The sequence below is a fragment of the Terriglobia bacterium genome, from assembly GCA_020073495.1.
Taxonomy (GTDB): domain Bacteria; phylum Acidobacteriota; class Terriglobia; order Terriglobales; family Acidobacteriaceae; genus JAIQFD01.
In genome coordinates, this window is record JAIQFD010000001.1 from 40,638 (window position 1) to 57,542 (window position 16,905).

Consider the following 16,905-nt stretch of genomic DNA (forward strand, 5'->3'; position numbering starts at 1 on the left):
ACTCGACCATGAAAACTATCGGACGGCTTTCCGAAACTCGCGGAAGCGCGGGCGAATGGTGATGTGGTCGGGGCTCAAGGAAGAGGACGGCAGGCCGGAGCCGTGGGCGGCGCTCGCCGCGTTGATGGTGGTGGCGGCAGTGCTTCGCGCCATCGGACTCGACCGCGACCTGTGGCTCGACGAGCTGTACACGCTGATCCAAACGGTGCGGCGACCCTTGTGGGAGATCCTGACGCTCTTCCCGGGCGACAACCAGCACATGTTTTACTCGGTGCTGGCACGGATCTCAGTGCTGTTGTTTGGCGAACACCCGTGGACCCTTCGGCTGCCGTCGGTGATGTTCGGCGTGGGCGCCGTGCCGGCGCTTTACTTCCTGGCGCGAGAATTGACCACACGGCGGGAAGCGCTGCTGGCGGCGACGGTGCTGACCGTTTCCTACCATCACGTATGGTTTTCGCAAAACGCACGCGGCTACACCGGAATGCTCTTCTGGACGCTGCTGTGCACGACCTATCTCCTGCGCGGATTGCGCAGCGTGAAGCAATCCCATTGGGTGGCATACGCCGTGGCGGCAGCGCTGGGGACTTACACCCACCTGACGATGGTCTTTGTGGTAGTGAGCCACGCAGCCGTCTGCGCATGGCTGCTGCTCTTCCCCTCGAAAAAAGGAGCCGACCGGCTCGCCGACTGGAAGCTGCCGGCGATGGGGATAACGCTCGCTGGCGTGTTCACGCTAGTGCTCTACTCCCCTGTGCTATTGCAAGTGCGGGCATACTTCAACAAGCCGTCAAGGCTTGAAGGAGTCTCCACGCCGGTCTGGGCGTTTTGGGAAACGCTGCGCGGATTGCGAATCGGACTAGGCGCGGAGGCGGGAGTCGCAGTGGCGGGAGCGCTGTTTGCGGCGGGGCTGGTGAGCTACTGGCGGCAGTCACGAGTGGCGGCAGCGGTGTTCGTGTTGCCCGGGCTGGTGACGGCGGCGGGCGCGCTCATCGCGCGCGGGACGATGTATCCGCGATTCTATTTTTACCTGTTGGGTTTCGGAGTGCTCATCCTGGTGCGAGGGGCGATGGTGACGGGTGCGGCGCTGGCCGGGAAAATGAGCCGCGAAGCTGCAACGAGCGCGACCGGGATTGAATGGGGCACGGTCCTGGTAGCGTTGCTGATCGTGGTTTCGGCTGTCTCGCTGGTGCGTAATTACCGCTATCCGAAGCAGGACTATGGGGGAGCACTGCGGTTTGTAGAAACGCGAGTACAAACGGGAGAACCGGTGGTGACGGCGGGTGGAATCGGCTATGTTTATCGGGAATACTACGGGCGGCACTGGGCGCAGGTGGATAGCGCCCCGCAGCTTGAAACGATCCGTGGTCAAGGGCGGCGTGTCTGGGTGCTGTACATGTTTCCGATGTATCTCGAACGCGGGTCGCCGGAGCTGATGGCCGCGATCCGGCGCACCTGCTCAGCGCAGCAGGTGTTCCCGGGGACGGTGGGCGGGGGCGAGATTTTCGTTTGCGTGGCCGAACCGGATCGCGGGCCGACACGTCGAGATCGGTGATAAGAACAGATTAGGCCGTCGGGAGGGTCCGGCGACTGGAAGCTGAGAACCCGTCAGATATCTTATGAAACTTGTCATTCAAATCCCGTGCTTCAATGAGGCGCAAACCCTGCCGGCCACCGTCGCGGCGCTGCCGCGGAAGATCAGCGGCGTGGATCAGATCGAATACCTCGTGGTGGACGACGGCAGCAGCGACCGGACGCCGGAAGTCGCGCGCGAGTGCGGGGTGCATCACGTCGTCTGCCTGCCGCACCACATGGGACTGGCGGTGGCATTCTCCGCCGGGCTCGAAGCAAGCGTCCGGCTGGGTGCGGACGTGATCGTGAACACGGACGCCGACAATCAGTATGAGTCCCAGGATATCCCTCGGCTGCTGGAGCCGATCCTCGCGGGGCGCGCGGAGCTGGTGGTCGGCGACCGGGGAGTAGCGGAGTTGCCGGAATTTTCGCCCCTGAAGCGGCGGCTGCAACGGCTGGGAAGCTGGGTGATCTCGCAGGCCGCCGGAGTGCGCACGCCGGACGCGACGAGCGGCTTCCGTGCAATCACGCGCACGGCTGCGTTGCGCACCGTCGTATTGAGCGGTTACTCGTACACGCTGGAAACGCTGATCCAGGCGGGTGCGCGGCGGATGGCGATCGAATACGTGCCGGTACGCACCAACCCGAAGACGCGGCCCTCGCGGCTGATGCGAGGTATTCCGCACTACATCGCGAAATCGGGCGGCACGATCCTGCGCGCTTACACGATGTACCGGCCGCTGCGGGTATTCACGATTCTCGGGACGCTGCTGATCGTATTGGGTATGTTGCCGGGGATCCGGTTCCTTTACCTGAAATCCATCGGGCAGGGCATCGGGCACGTACAATCGCTCATTCTCGGCGCCATCCTGTTCACGGTCGGGTTTCAGGTGTTGCTGATCGGGTTGGCGGCCGACCTGATCGCTTGCAACCGCAAGATCCTGGAAGAGCTGCTCTACCGGATGCGGCGGCTGGAAATGAGCAATCCCGAGGCCGCTGACGCCAATCCGAATGCGGATCCCGCATGCCAGACCGCAAAGATCCCAAAGTGACGCCGAAACGGAAGTGGCTGATCGCATCCTTGCGCTTGATGGGCAGCGCGGTGGTGCTGACGCTGCTGTTCCTTTTGCTGCCCCGGGAGAGCCTGTGGGCGGCGATCAAGCGCCTGACGCCGGGGGTATGGCTGATGACGCTGGTCGCATACCTGTTGCTGCACCTGCTGGGAATCACGAAATGGAGGATGATGGTCAACCTGGCCGGAGGCGGCCTCAGCTACGTTGGGGCGGTGCGCTGCTATTACGCGGGGCTATTCGGGAGCATCTATCTGCCGTCGATCGTCGGCGGGGACGTGGTGCGTGCGGGACTGGGACTGCGCATTGTGCGGTCGAAGATCGGGCTGCTGCTGGGCAGCCTGGTGGACCGGATCCAAGACCTGCTGGCGCTGTTGATCGTAGCCGCGATCGGAGCGTTCTTGCTGCCGCGGCAGCTGGACGCGCAGAGCCGGCGGATCTTCTGGCTTGTGGCGGCAGCGTTTGTGGCGGGACTCCTGGGACTGATGGCATTGTTGGCCGTGCTGCCGGCGAGAAGGTTCTCGTTCCGGATGCGGCGGCGGATCGTGCGGGTGCGCCAGGGCATCCGGGCGGGGTCGCGGCGCCCGCAGATCATGCTGCTTTCGCTCTTGCTCGGCATCTCATTGCAGATCGGGCTGACGCTGCTGAATGCATTCCTGGCCGACGCGTGCGGTCTGCATATCGCTTGGACGGTGTGGCTGTTCGCCTGGCCGCTGTCGAAGATGGCGGCGATGATGCCCATCAGCCAGGGCGGGATCGGCGTGCGAGAGGCCACGTTGGTGGCGCTGCTGGCGCCGTTCGGCGCGACGTCGGCGCTGGCGTTCGCGGCCGGGCTGGTGTTTCAGACGATCCTCATCAGCGGTGGATTGGTGAGCGGATTGATCGCAATGGCGCTCGGCCGAGGCTCCCTGCTGGCCGCGGGGAACGACGGACAGGTCCCCCGCGACCAAAAAACCATCGCTTGATTCCGTGGCCGATACCGCCCTCGCCGAGAACCGGCAGGGGAAAAGGAAATGATCAGGGATGACACCCGACACACCCAAACCCGGAAAGCCTGACCCCGGAGCGCACACGTTGGACGCCATGTGCCGCCCGCGTCGAGCACCGGAGGGAGACCGGAGCAAGCAGCAGGTGGTGATCCTGGGAGCGGGACCCGCAGGGGTGGGGGCGGCGTTTCAACTCCAGCGGACAGCCATTGCCCAAGCCACGGTGCTCGAGCAGAGCGGCAGCGTGGGCGGAATCGCCGGCAGCTTCCAGCTCGAAGGCGTGTATTGCGACCACGGGAGTCACCGGCTGCACCCTGCAGTGGACCCGGCGATCCTGCGCGATTTGCAGTCGCTGTTGGGAGAAGACCTGCGGCTGCGCGTGCGGCACGGGCGCATCCGTTTGCAAGGCCGGTGGATCCACTTCCCCCTGAAGCCGGTGGATCTGCTGCTGCGGCTGCCCAAGCGGTTTGCGTTCGGTGTGGGTGCGGATCTCGTGCGGAAGATCCTCCCCCATGGCACGCAGGGACCGGAGACGTTCGCATCGGTCCTCGAGCGCGGGCTGGGACGCACGATCTGCCAGGAGTTCTACTTCCCGTACGCACGGAAGCTGTGGGGAGTTGCGCCGGAGGAGCTCGCACCGACCACGGCGAAGCGGCGCGTTTCGGGCAGCTCACTTGGCAAGATGTTCCGCAAGATCCTGTCGCAGGTTCCGGGTTTGAAGCCTGCGCGTGCGGGGAAATTTTTCTATCCGCGGCGCGGATACGGCCAACTGTCCGAATGCCTCGCGGAAGCGGCGCAGAAAGCGGGGGCGGAGATCGTGTTCGGCGCGCGCGTGACGTCCATCGAACGCCAGGGCAACCGCATCACGGGCGTGCGCTACCAGAAGGAAGAAAAGGAAATCATGCTGCCGGCGCAGCATGTTTGGTCGACGCTGCCGGTGACTCTGCTGGTGCGGCTGATGCGGCCCGAGGCGCCTCCGGAAGTGCTCGAGGCCGCGAACAGCCTGTGCTACCGGGGAATGGTGCTCGTCTACCTGGTGCTGGAACAGGACCGGTTCAGCGGGTTCGATGCCTACTACTTCCCGGAAGCGTCCATGCCGGTGTCGCGGATGTCCGAGCCGAAGAATTTCTTTGGCTCGGAGGAGCCGCGCGGGACAACGGTATTGTGCGCCGAGCTGCCGTGCGATCCGGGCGGGCCGTACTGGGAGTTGAGCGACGCGGAGCTGGGCAAGAAATTGTGCCAGTGGCTGGAGGGCGCCGGATTGCCGGTGCGCGCACCCATCCGGCGCGTTTACACGCGACGAGTGCGACAGGCCTACCCGGTCTATCGACGCGGGTACGAAGAGCACCTGGAGCGAATGGATCGATGGCTCGAAGGACTCGATGGGCTGCTGCACTACGGCCGGCAGGCGTTGTTCGCGCACGACAACACGCACCACGCTCTGTACATGGCGTACGCGGCCGCGGATTGTTTCGCGGCGGACGGAACGTTCGATGAAGAACGGTGGCATGGATTCCGCCGGGTCTTCGAGACACATGTGGTTGAAGACTGAAAAACAGGCCCGGAAGCGGCGAACCACGAAGGGCGAAAAATGAGCGCTTGCAATCAAGGCACCGAAGTCCGGAGAAACAGGATGGGCTGGCGACTTTCCTCGAACTCAGCTACTTACGCTGCGCTCTTTCTAATTGTCCTTCTGGGGGCATTTCTCCGGATTTATCATGTCAACTACCAGAGCCCTTGGTACGACGAAGAACTTTCGCTCGTAGAGAGTCATGCGCCACTGGATAGAATAATCGACTTCTCCCTGGGCCATGACTCCAACTTTCCTGCCGATACGCAGCCTCCCTTCTACTTTTACGTGCTACATTTCTGGTTTTTCATTTTTGGCCCTGGCGTGTTGCAAGCCCGCTTATTGTCTGCAACAGCGGGCATATTGTCCCTTCCAATGCTCTTCTTGGTTGCGAAGCGCATGTACGATAGCCATACGGCGCTCCTCTCGGCACTGCTTCTCTGTGTATCTCAGCTGGGAATTTGCTACTCTCAAGAGATACGCCCCTACGAGTGCCTCCTCCTGATTTTCCTGGTGACCCTGTATTTTTGGTTGATTGCCGTGTCTCGGCGCAGCTCATTAGCTTGGTGTGGTTGTGTGGTGGGTATGGTGCTGATGGTTGCCACGCACTACTACGGTGCGTTTGCTATTGCCGGTTTGGTTGCTTACACGGCGCTCCGCTGGAGGGTGAAGCGCATTCCAGTAAGTTGGATTGTCGGTGCGGTATCGGGACTAGGTGTCGCAATGCTGCCGTGGCTCGCAGTCGTGTTTGCAGGACAGCTGAAAAAGGTGTCAACACAGCGGACTGCGCCATGGTTCGCCGTGAACCGGTGGACGCTGGTAAGCACCATCAACAAATTCAATAACGGGTCTGTCAAGGGGCTCTTGAATTCAGCACCGCTCTGGACCTTCGCGGTCGGCGGGCTTCTTTTTACAGGACCAGTGATTCTAATGGTGGACCGTTGGCTGAGGCGAGCAGAGACTCCGCCAGCCGAACGTGACAGCACAGCCTTACTTGTCATCTTAATCGTTGTATCTCTGTTGGCCGCTATTAGCGGAGGAATGGTGTACCTGCCGTATACCGTTCGATACGTGGCATTTTGTATTGGTCCATATTACATTCTCACTGCTGCCGGTATCTGCCGATTGCGGCCGGCTTTCATCAGACCAGTGATTGTTGTCGTGCTTTTGTCCTATAGCGTCTACGCTCTGCGGGCAAACTATTTCATCCCTTACAAGGAAAACTATCGCGATGCAGTAGCATACCTCTCGGATCGTGCCCGGGGCGACGATTGCTACGCGTTTGTACCTTGGGGAAGACCTCCATTGGCATGGTCGTTTTACACATCCTTGCCGGTGCCGAAAACGCTCATTGCTCCGGATCGGGATCTGCAGTCTGCGATGGAGTGCCCCCGGGTCTGGGTAGTTTTCCAGAGCCGAGTGTTGGCTCGGCCTCCGAAAGATTGGCAAGAGTTACTGCAACGAGTGGAGGTGAATCGCCAGAAGAGGGATGAACGGCAATTCTTTTGGGTGAAAGTAGAGCTTTACGATTCGCACTGATCACACAGGTCGGGTGGAGACTCTGCGCGGATGCCTACTTTTGCACGGTCTCTTCGGCCCAGGGACCAAGTCTGACACTGCCGAAGAGCGCTTGCACAATCAAGTACACAATCAGACTCACGACAACTTGCAAAGGCCAGTTCACGGATCGCGCGAACCACAATACTGAACCCATAGCGGCACCCCCGAGCAGCGGCCCGCGGAGGGACGGGAACGATTCGCCTGGCAGCACGGCACGACGGAAATAGTGATACGACATAACGAACCAAATCGCATCGGCAAAGGTCGTGGCCGTGGCCGCGCCGATCATCCCGAAACGCGGTATCAGCAAGATGTTCAAGGTGACGTTCAGGCTGGCAGAAGTGATGGCGCAACGCAGGTCGAGAGCCTGGTGGCCGGTGGCGCGAAGTGAGTCCATGTACACAAAGCGCAGAATGACCAGTGCGGCCGACCAGAGCAGTATTCTGAACGGACCTACCGAACTCGCATAAGCCGTGCCATACAGCAACCGGATGACGGGATCGGCGAGAAACGTGCCTCCCACCACCAGGGGCACGACGAAAAGAAGCCAGATTTCGGCGGTGCGACGCACTAAGAGACGGAACCCCTCCCGGTTCTCAACGTAGAGGCGCGATAGAGCAGGAAACAGTCCGGTGAAATAGGTAATTGCCACACCGACGCCGACCAATAGCAGTTTGTATGCTGCGTTATACCAGGCAACGAATGCCGCCCCTCGCAGGAATCCCAGGAGAACGGCGTCGAAGTTGTAGTTCAGCAGGCCCAAGGCCAGGGAGAATCCGATGGTAAACGCAGGCTTGAGAATGACGCGCATCCCGCGCAGGGTCATGCGGAGAGGCAGGCGGCCGTGAATCCGGCGAAACCACCGGGCGAAGTAGATCGTGGTTGCCAGATCGCCCACCAGCCGGAATACGGGAACCCAGACCAGCCCGACAGCGCTGTGGATGAATGCGACAACTGCCACAGCGAAGACTACTTGTCCAATCACCAGCCCGCGAGCCACTCGAGTCATGTTCTGCTGCCCCATGAATGTCCACTTCAGGCTGAACGCCTGGGCGAAGACGGTCAGCCCGTAGACAAGCAGAACGGCGCGAAGGTTGGGGTAATGGGGAAACAGGGGAAGCAGCAACACGAGGATCAGGAAACTGATGGAGGCCAGCAGCAAGCGGAGCGGCACGACCCGAGCTGCAAGGGCTGGTACGTCGGCGGTCGTAGCGGCTTCTCGTGTTCCCCACATTTCGAGGCCGCCGTCGCCGATCAGGAGCAGGTAGGTGAGAACTGAGCCGGCGAACTCCAATACCCCGAAGTTGGATACACCGAGGACTCGCGCCAGATAGACGAACGCGAGGAAGCTGGTCGCTTTGGCCACAAGGTCGCCTGTAGCCAGGCGCAGGATATTCTTGAATGGGTTGGACAGTGTTCCGCTCCCCGTGCGCATGGGAATCTATCACGACTTTCTCCGCTGCCCAGTGCCCAACTTGCGCACTCGCCCCAAGCTCTCAAACCTCTTTCACAGGTGGCCGCCACGCGATGCGCTGATCTATTTGAGATAAACTTCTTCCATGAGCCCGTCTCGTCGCCTGAAGCCACAGGGTGAATAGTCGATCATGGCAGCGGATCCCGTTCTCACCGTTGTGGTCACCGTGGTCAGCGACACCGCCGAGCAATCTGATACCTGCCATCTCGAGGGTTGCCTCGAAGCCCTGCAGCACCAGATCGATCCACCCCCGATGGAAGTGCTGGTGACCTGCGATTCACAGCTGCCTGGCATCCAGGAACTCGAACGGCGTTTCCCCCACGTCTGTTTCATTTGCGTAGATACCCTTCGCACAGTGCGCTCGGGGCATACACGGGAACATCATGACAAGCTGAGGGGTATCGGTATTCAGCGCGCGCGCGCGCCCCTCGTCGCCTTGATCGAAGACCACAGCCGTCCCGATGTGCACTGGTCAGCAGCGCTGATCAAGGAGCATGCACAGTCCCGCGCGGCCATTGGCGGCGCCATCGAAAACGGGATCGATCGCGCCTTGAATTGGGCTGTTTATTTCAGCGATTTTGGGCGCTACCAGAATCCTGTCCGGCGCGGGCCGAGCACCTACCTGAGTGACGCAAATGTCTGTTACAAGCGCGCGGCGCTGGAACAGGTGGCGGAGGCCTGGAGCGGCGGTTACGACGAAGCCCGCGTCCATGCCGCCCTCACCCGGCGCGGGGAGACGCTCGCCCTATCCCCCGATGTCATCGTCTACCAACACAGGCTCGGCCTGCGTTTAGCCACTGCGCTGGTGGAACGCTACGTTTGGGGCCGTTCCTTCGGCGCGGGACGAACCGCGCTGATTGCACCCTGGCAGCGTGCGCTCTACGCCGTCCTCTGCCCGCTGCTGCCGCCGATTCTTTTTCTACGGCAGTTAAGGAATGTCCTTCGCACCGGCAGGAACAGGGCCGCTTTCCTGCGGGCGGCGCCTCTGACCGCCTTGCTGGATGTCGCTTGGTCGTGTGGCGAATGTGTCGGATACCTGACTGGCCATCCATAAAAGCGCTGGAGGCGCCCAAGGTCGGGAGCGCACTGTGGGGGAGCGGCCTCGACGGGCGGCGATCGGGGACTGCCCTGCTGATCTGCTCTTTTTGTGGCGGTTGAACAGGAACCCGCTGAGGGCAGTATGTCGCAACCACCTTCCCAGTTGGAGAATTGGTCGGCGCGCGGCGCTTGGCAAATCCATAACGGCGCCCACCCAGAATCCTGGTTAGCCAGACCGCTACTCGTGCCAAGCCCGTGGCGGGCCTCTCAACTGTAGAAGCCCGTGGCGTTCAATGTTACTCTGACGTCGGCAGGCAAACTGGGTTTCACATTCTTGCGGAGTCGACATGCATCTTACGGTGGTCGGTTCGGGCTATGTGGGTCTGGTAACAACGGCATGTTTCGCAGACATGGGACACGAAATCGTCTGCGTCGACAATGATTTGCAGAAGATCGCGCTCCTGCGGGGCGGCAGTGTTCCCATCCACGAGCAATATCTGTCGGAACTGCTGGTCCGCCATCGCGGCACGCGCATCACGTTTTCCGACTCGTTGCCCGAGGCCGTCCGGAACAGCGACGCCGTTTTCATCGCCGTGGGTACGCCTCAGGCGGAGCAAGGCGAGGCAGATCTCTCCTACGTCGAATCCGTAGCCCGCGAACTGGCTCGTCACGTCAACAGTTACAAGGTAGTGGTGGAGAAGAGTACCGTCCCCGTCTTCACGCACGGCTGGGTCCGCAAGACCCTGCTGCTCAATGGCGCATCCCCGGACGCCTTCGACGTCGCCTCCAATCCTGAGTTCTTGCGCGAAGGCACCGCGGTCAGCGATTTCCTCTATCCTGACCGCATCGTCATCGGCACCGACAGCGAACGCTGTACCTCCCTGCTGAAGGAGATCTACCTCCCGCTGACCAGCGGCCAGTATTACCAGGACCCCCACCTGGTCCCGCGTCCCCAAGGTGCCCGGATTCCCCCGCCCCTGATTGTTACCAGCGCCAAGAGTGCGGAAATCATCAAGCACGCCTGCAACGCCTTCCTGGCGATGAAAATCTCCTTCATCAACGCCGTGGCCAATATCTGTGAGTCCGTGGGCGCTGACGTCCGCCAGGTTTGCCAGGGAATCGGGAGCGATGCGCGCATCGGCCCGCGCTTCCTCAATCCTGGGATCGGCTACGGCGGCTCGTGTTTCCCCAAAGATCTGGCGGCTTTTCAGGCGGTGGCGCGGAATTGCGGTTACGACTTCCGCCTGCTGGAGGAGATCTCAAGCATCAATCAGGAGCAGCGCCAACGCTTTCTGCGCAAGGTGCGCAGCGCCCTCTGGAACCTGCGAGGCAAGCGCCTTGCCGTTCTTGGCCTGGCTTATAAGGGCGGCACCGACGACATTCGCGAGTCCCCTGCCGTCGCCCTGGTGCAGATGCTGCTGAAGGAAGGTTGCGAGCTAAGGGTGTACGATCCTGCAGCCATGCCTCGCGCCCGCGAGGTTCTGCCTGCCGGCGTGACCTTCTCCGATTCCCCATACGACGCCGCCAAGGGCGCTGCTGCCCTTCTCATCCTCACAGACTGGCCGGAATTCGCCGCCCTCGACCTGCAGCGCCTGCGTTCGCTGCTCGACCATCCATTCGTGCTCGATGGCCGCAATCTCTACGATCCTGGGGTGATGGCCGCTGCCGGAATCCTCTATTACAGCGTGGGCCGCCCCGATCCCCACCCCAAGGTTGAGGCGTTGAGCGCACGTATGAACCCGATGCCGGAACAGTAAGCGCGGTAATCGGCCCTCAAGCTCTTGATCACGCCGATGGGTTGCAGCCTGCTTCTGCTTGCCCTCGTCCTGCTGCTACCTGCCTGCGGAAGTACTGCAGCGTTCGACGCAGGCCTTCGTCCAGGTCCACCTTAGGCTCCCAGTGCAGCAACCGCCGTGCCTTGCTGATATCGGGACAGCGCCGCTTGGGGTCATCCACCGGCAAAGGTCGCAACACGATAGGCACGCTCGCCCCCGTCAGCTCCCGCACCCGCTCGGCGAATTCCAGGATGGTGATCTCCTGCGGGGTGCCCAAGTTGACCGGTTCAGCCTCCTCGACTTGCATCAGCCGGTAAATTCCATCGATCAAGTCGGAGACGTAGCAGAAACTGCGTGTCTGCGAGCCATCGCCGTACACCGTGATCGGCTGCCCGGTGAGCGCTTGGTAAATAAAGTTGGGCAGAGCGCGCCCGTCATTCAGCCGCATGCGCGGCCCGTAGGTGTTGAAGATGCGCGCGATCCGCGTGTCCAGGCCGTGGCTGCGCTGGTAGGCCATGGTCATGGCCTCGGAAAAGCGCTTGGCTTCGTCATACACGCTGCGCGGCCCGACGGGATTCACATGCCCCCAGTAGCTCTCCGGCTGCGGACTCACTTCCGGATCGCCATAGCATTCCGAGGTGGAGGCTAGCAGGAATTTTGCCCCCTTCGCCTGTGCCAGCGACAGGGCATTGTCCACGCCATAGGCCCCCACGCGCAGCGTCTCCAGCGGCAGCCGCATGTAGTCCGGTGGGCTTGCCGGAGAAGCAAAGTGCAGCACGTAATCCACCACACCCTCCACCTGTACGGAGCGGCTCACATCCTGCTTGGACATGCGAAATCGCGAATCTCCCCCCAGATGGGCGACGTTGGCCTCCTCGCCGGTCACTAGGTTGTCCAGGCAGAGCACGTCCCAGCCCTTCTCCAGGAGGTACTCGCAGAGGTGTGAGCCCAGGAATCCCGCTCCACCGGTGACCACTGCGCGCATCAAGGTCTCCTCTCAAGGCTTACCCGCAACAAGGGTGAAACTTCCTCCGGTAGCCGGCTGTCAGGGTCACCAGTCCCCCTACAGACGGATGACCCAGGCGGATGCTTACGCATCCTCGACACGGCAATGGTACCGTAAAGATGCCGAGTGGTCGGCACTTCATCGGAGCAAGCTGCGAATCCGGCTGAGCATGCTTTGAGCAGGTCCGACAAAACGGTTCGTTCATGCGTCAGCCGGAACCAGGATCCTGTCATCGCGGTCAGGCGGAAGCAGACATTCCCGTCTTCTCCATGCTACGTGCGACAACGTGGAACGATATTCGTTCGCGGTGCGCGAGCCAAAGGCCCACCGGAGTGACTGCAAAAAACGTGACCAGCCAAAGCATCATCCCACAACTCAGGGCGAGTTCATTCGGCACCTTGAAAACGTGAACCATGGCTGCGATCGTCGCGAGTTGCGAGCCGCCGCCCACCATCGGCAATTGCACCAAAGAGCCTACGATGCCGAAGCCGAGCAGGAGCAGCACGTGGCTAGTTGACAGGTTCCGCAGCGGCTCGGGATATGCCCTGATCACCTGCCAGAAGGCAGCGGCAATCATCAACCACATCAGCAACGAGAGCGCGATAAGCGATGCGAACGAGCCAGGACCAGAGATCGTATTCAGCCCTTCTCCAAAGGAATGCATGCGCTGGCTGATCTTGTCGGCGAGCCTCGGTGCGATCCTGGCTACGGCACCTCGAACCACTGCGGTCGCGCGCTCGGCGTTGCGCCGCAGCAGGAACATGAAGACAGACAGGACGGCAACTGCCATCGTGATCAGCAGCCCAACCTGGCGGTAGCGTGTGACATAAGGCAGCCCAGGGGCATCGGCGGCGAAAAGGATTCCGAGCCCGATGATGATGGTGAAGGATCCCGTGTCGAAGAGGCGTTCAACGGTCCAGACCGCCAACTGCGATGAGAACGGCAGTCCTTCACGTCGCGAGATCAAGTAGGGGCGCAAGAGCTCGCCGGGACGGCCCAGCAGGGCCAATCCGGTGAAGCCGATCAGAGTGGGCGGAAGCAACCTACGCACCGACGTTTGGCACGTTGACTGAAGGAAGATCCGCCAGCGCAGCGCTCGCACTACATATGCCAAGTAAATCAGCGTAGTGGCGATGAGCAAGTGCCCCCACGCAAGCGTGCGAGTGTATGTGAGAAACACACTCCAGTTGAACTCCTTCCACTCGCGGAACTGGAGATAGACCAGAGCTGCGACGACAATCACCAGGCCGACGGTCATCAGCTGTCTACGGTTCAGAAAGCACCTGCGGGGCGGACGCGGTTAGCAGTGCACGATCTTGGGTGAAGGGAAGACCTCGGGGATGCCGGCCTGGATGCGGGTGAACAGCTCATCGAGCAGGGGAAGCTGAGCAGGTGAAGGTCGCATCCATGGAGTACGCCGTGACAAGGCGGATGCCGGATTATATCACCCGGCCATGGCTGCGAAGGGTTGGCCGGACGCGCCCTGGCAGGCCATGCCAGGCTGGGGTCAGTTCGTCCTCCGCAGACGAAGGATTGCAATCAATGGTCCTTAAGCCAGCCGTGAGCGGCGGATGCGACCGCCATCAGCAAGAGCAGCGCCCCCAACTTCAGAAAGCTCTCGTAAAAGACGCCGCCCACCTTTTCGGGTAATTTCAGCCCCACGACGATAAGTCCGCGCCAAATTATGGCCACAGCCGAGCACAATAGGCCCAACCAGTAGCTGAAAACACCAATCTGCTTTTCCATCGCTTCCTCCATCGGTCTGAGGCATTCAAGGGGCTTCCGAGGACAATACTGCACCCCACGGGACCGGCGCACAAGGGCATTCGAGAAGCTCGACGAATCAGCCAGATGAAGCAAGTGGAGAGGCCCGCGCGCCCGCCCCGGTGCGCCCCCCTAATCTGCCGGGGCGAACTTTATGCACGCCGGGGATCCGACCTGGAGCTTTATGCCGGTCGGGATCAAGCGGCCGGTCTGCCCGTCGATCCGGAACTGGACCACATTGCCGCTCGACACGTTGGCGGCGAAAAGATACTTGCCGGATGGGTCGATCCGAATTCCACGCGGCCGTTTGCCCTGGGCGGACACGTATTCGACCGGCGTCAGGGAGCCTGTTTCTGGATCGATGGTGAACACCGCTATGCTGTCGGGTCCGCGGTTCGACACGCAGAGGAACCTGCCACTTGGATGCACCAACACTTCCGCCGGAGCGCTCTTACCGTGGAAATCTTTGGGCACGGTCCTTACGGTTTCGATAGGAGTAAAGACACCGCGCCCGCCCTCCCATTTCATGGCCGTGACGGACGAGTTCACCTCCTCATTCACGTAGGCGAACTTGCCGTTCGGATGAAAGCTCAGGTGCCTCGCACCGGACCCGCGGGGCGTTTTCACGAAGGGCGGATCGTTGGGCTCCAGTGTGCCCTTATCCGGATTGAATTTGTAGACCAGGAGTTCGTCCAGTCCCCAGTCCGCGACAATGACGAAGCGGTTGTCGGGCGCAACATTGATTGAGTGCGGGTGAGACTGGCGCTCGCGATCGGCTCCCGAGCCCTTGGGCCTGATCACACAACTCGCGTCTTGTAACCGGCCCGTGGCGTCGATCGGCAGCACCGCTACGCTATCGTCATAGTTGGCGACGAGCACGTTCTTGCCGGTCTGGTCGACAGTGACGAAAGAGGGTCTCCCGCCGCCGGAGCGCTTCTTGTTCAACATGGTCAACTTCCCGGTTGCCGGATCAATCTGAAACGCCGAAATGGTACCCGCCTCGTTCGTGTCAGCAGAGTAGAGGTAGACGCCGTTGGGGTGAATGGCCAGAAACGTCGGGTTTTCGACGCCGAGCGCGATCCTCATTACGTTCGGCCACTCCGCGCGAATCTGCGCCATGATCCGTTGCAGGCTGCCGGCAAAAGTGTCCGTGTTGGATCTCCATAGCCGTCCTGCGGCCAGCCCCGCTGGTTCTACCCGTCCGGTCGCAGTGTGAAATTTGAAGAGGTAGATGCCCTCGCCGCCGTTTGACGTGAAGCTGCCGACGTACATCCAGTAGTCTTTCGGAGGTGCAGCATGGGCGGCCACCGGGAGTGCACATGCGAGCAAGACATTGACTGCTATCCATCGTGCGATCCATCGCCGGAAACGGGACATACATCCATACCTCTCCGTAAGTGGGTCGTCAGTTCTAGGTCTTGTACCTGAACTGTCAAGGACTAAAGGAGTTGTTCTGAACCTGCAGTGCACTACATCGTTTTCCCATAAACCGTGATGTAGCCGCGTCCCGAGATCTGAGTGGTTAAGGTTCCATTGGTGACGTTGGAATCTGGATGCTTCCCGCCCAAGCTATCGGTAATACCGTAGGTTCCTGCTGGAAGATTCGATACCGTGATGGTATCTTCTGTGGCCGCCTGAACGACCACGACATACTTTCCATTGGTGTTGATAAAAGCGACGGGGTCCGACCTGGCATTATTCGTCTTCGCATCGATGCGCACCGCTCCAGGTCTTATGTAGTGGAAATATTGCCGGTAGTTAATGGCCATGGTTTGCAGCTTGACATTGTTGTTCTGATCGACGGCGAAATAGCCGTCGTTATTCGGCGTATAGCTTACCTGCGCGAGACTGCCTTGCTCCCAGGAGGAATTGTTCCCTTTCTTCAAGCCATCGTGGAGCCAGGACCCGTTTGCGATGCCTGCCCCCTCATTCATCGCTGTATCGAATCCATATTGAACGCCAAGCGCCGCAATCTGCTGTGGTTCTTGACCATGACCGTCATACATGTGATAAGAAAACTCGCCGATAAGCGGCAGTGCCCCCCGAACCGCAATCACTTGCCTAAAATAACGTATTGCATTCTGGACGAACGCCGGAGAGGGTAATTCAAACTTAGGATTGTAGCCATTGGCATGGAGCACGGCTGCGGTCTTGACCAGGGCGTGGCCCATGAGGGTGCCATCTGACCAAGCGGGTGCGTTTTCAGGTTCATTGCACATTTCCCAGGTATCGGGCACAAACCCAAACGTCTGGTCCATGTGTTTGAACACAGCCAAGACAAATCTCGCATAAAAAGCAGGATCACTATGGAGATAACCTTCGCTGGTCCTGAAGGCGTTATAGGTCCCAGTGAAATAGAATTTCTCTCCATTGGCCTCTACCCGCTGCTTCATGGGCAGAACCATGTTATTGATCTGAAAATCGACCGCAGCAAATTGGAAGCCCGTCAAATTAACGACATTTGCATGGCGGCCACTGGACACCACGTTTATCGGATGTTTATACGTGGCCTCAAGAGAGATTTGGCCTGCAAGAGCCTTGCCCCATAAACCGTCACCCGGGCCCTCGATACCGGCACCAAACATGAATCGGATCCTATTCAGGCCTAAATCGTTAGCCGCGTGATCGTAGAGACTATTCTTGTATTGGTCAAATCTCGAAATGAAAACAGGATAAGTGGGCGAATGGGGCCCCCCTTCTAAACCATCTTCATATTCCCATCCTGATATGGTTTGGTGGTGAACACTGGGATCCAACACAATTTGGGTTTGTCCAGAACACGCGTTGATCAACCCTAAGACTGCCAGTGTTGTAAGGAAACAAACCCAAGCCGATAACTCTGAAATGCGTTGTGGTTTTTTCATATTCAATAGCTCCCTGCATTTACATCGTACTGGAAGCTGCCGACCTTAGACCGCCCACGACCGCAAGAGCTGCGCGAGAGCAGCGGGCGCAAATGGCGGCGAAATAGGGCCGGCAAATGTCCAAGAGTTGGGAAACTAAGGTCCACGCGCAACAGCGGAACTCGCAAAGCGATCCGATCTACCCGCCCGGCGACAAGACCGTTCCTTTCGGCTCGTTCCCCAGCTGTGG

At 60.3% G+C, this 16,905-nt stretch carries 13 protein-coding genes; 7 read left to right on the top strand and 6 right to left on the bottom strand.

Annotation, left to right across the window (positions count from 1 at the left end; translation table 11 throughout):
- Nucleotides 1-55: 55 nt before the first annotated feature.
- The 5 genes from LAN37_00170 to LAN37_00190 all read left to right on the top strand — a co-directional run bounded on the left by LAN37_00170 (nt 56) and on the right by LAN37_00190 (nt 6,734).
- The gene (locus LAN37_00170) at nt 56-1,552 is read left to right on the top strand and encodes a glycosyltransferase family 39 protein (protein ID MBZ5645618.1); all 1,497 of its coding nucleotides are present in this window, start codon (nt 56-58) and stop codon (nt 1,550-1,552) included.
- Between the two features lie 64 nt (nt 1,553-1,616).
- Complete coding sequence (locus LAN37_00175; protein MBZ5645619.1) at nt 1,617-2,621, top strand: glycosyltransferase family 2 protein; 1,005 nt, start codon at nt 1,617-1,619, stop codon at nt 2,619-2,621.
- A complete protein-coding gene (locus tag LAN37_00180; GenBank protein ID MBZ5645620.1) occupies nt 2,594-3,604 on the top strand; it encodes a flippase-like domain-containing protein in 1,011 nt (336 codons plus the stop codon). Before LAN37_00175 ends, LAN37_00180 begins: the two co-directional genes overlap by 28 nt.
- A 58-nt stretch (nt 3,605-3,662) precedes the next feature.
- Entirely contained in the window at nt 3,663-5,177 is a 1,515-nt protein-coding gene (locus LAN37_00185; GenBank protein ID MBZ5645621.1) for an FAD-dependent oxidoreductase, read from the top strand.
- An 81-nt stretch (nt 5,178-5,258) separates the two neighbouring features.
- On the top strand, nt 5,259-6,734 hold the full coding sequence (locus tag LAN37_00190; GenBank protein ID MBZ5645622.1) for a glycosyltransferase family 39 protein: 1,476 nt from the start codon (nt 5,259-5,261) through the stop codon (nt 6,732-6,734).
- A 34-nt stretch (nt 6,735-6,768) separates the two neighbouring features.
- Here the strand turns inward: LAN37_00190 and LAN37_00195 are convergent, their stop codons facing one another.
- Entirely contained in the window at nt 6,769-8,190 is a 1,422-nt protein-coding gene (locus LAN37_00195) for an oligosaccharide flippase family protein (protein MBZ5645623.1), read from the bottom strand.
- Nucleotides 8,191-8,359: 169 nt separating this feature from the next.
- Here LAN37_00195 and LAN37_00200 point away from each other — a divergent pair, with 169 nt between their 5' ends.
- Complete coding sequence (locus LAN37_00200; protein ID MBZ5645624.1) at nt 8,360-9,283, top strand: hypothetical protein; 924 nt, start codon at nt 8,360-8,362, stop codon at nt 9,281-9,283.
- 331 nt (nt 9,284-9,614) lie between these two features.
- Nucleotides 9,615-11,024, top strand: coding sequence for a UDP-glucose/GDP-mannose dehydrogenase family protein (locus LAN37_00205; GenBank protein ID MBZ5645625.1), 1,410 nt, complete (start codon nt 9,615-9,617; stop codon nt 11,022-11,024).
- 28 nt (nt 11,025-11,052) lie between these two features.
- Here the strand turns inward: LAN37_00205 and LAN37_00210 are convergent, their stop codons facing one another.
- The 5 genes from LAN37_00210 to LAN37_00230 all read right to left on the bottom strand — a co-directional run bounded on the left by LAN37_00210 (nt 11,053) and on the right by LAN37_00230 (nt 16,676).
- Nucleotides 11,053-12,027, bottom strand: coding sequence for an SDR family oxidoreductase (locus LAN37_00210; GenBank protein MBZ5645626.1), 975 nt, complete (start codon nt 12,025-12,027; stop codon nt 11,053-11,055).
- Nucleotides 12,028-12,286: 259 nt separating this feature from the next.
- Nucleotides 12,287-13,306 carry a flippase-like domain-containing protein gene (locus LAN37_00215; protein MBZ5645627.1) on the bottom strand — a complete coding sequence of 340 codons (1,020 nt, stop codon included), beginning with the start codon at nt 13,304-13,306 and terminating at the stop codon, nt 12,287-12,289.
- A 281-nt stretch (nt 13,307-13,587) separates the two neighbouring features.
- Nucleotides 13,588-13,794 (bottom strand): hypothetical protein, encoded by a 207-nt coding sequence (locus tag LAN37_00220; GenBank protein MBZ5645628.1) that lies wholly within the window; start codon nt 13,792-13,794, stop codon nt 13,588-13,590.
- Nucleotides 13,795-13,944: 150 nt separating this feature from the next.
- Nucleotides 13,945-15,084 carry a lactonase family protein gene (locus tag LAN37_00225; protein ID MBZ5645629.1) on the bottom strand — a complete coding sequence of 380 codons (1,140 nt, stop codon included), beginning with the start codon at nt 15,082-15,084 and terminating at the stop codon, nt 13,945-13,947.
- A 197-nt stretch (nt 15,085-15,281) separates the two neighbouring features.
- Nucleotides 15,282-16,676 (bottom strand): hypothetical protein, encoded by a 1,395-nt coding sequence (locus tag LAN37_00230; protein MBZ5645630.1) that lies wholly within the window; start codon nt 16,674-16,676, stop codon nt 15,282-15,284.
- Between the last annotated feature and the right edge of the window lie 229 nt (nt 16,677-16,905).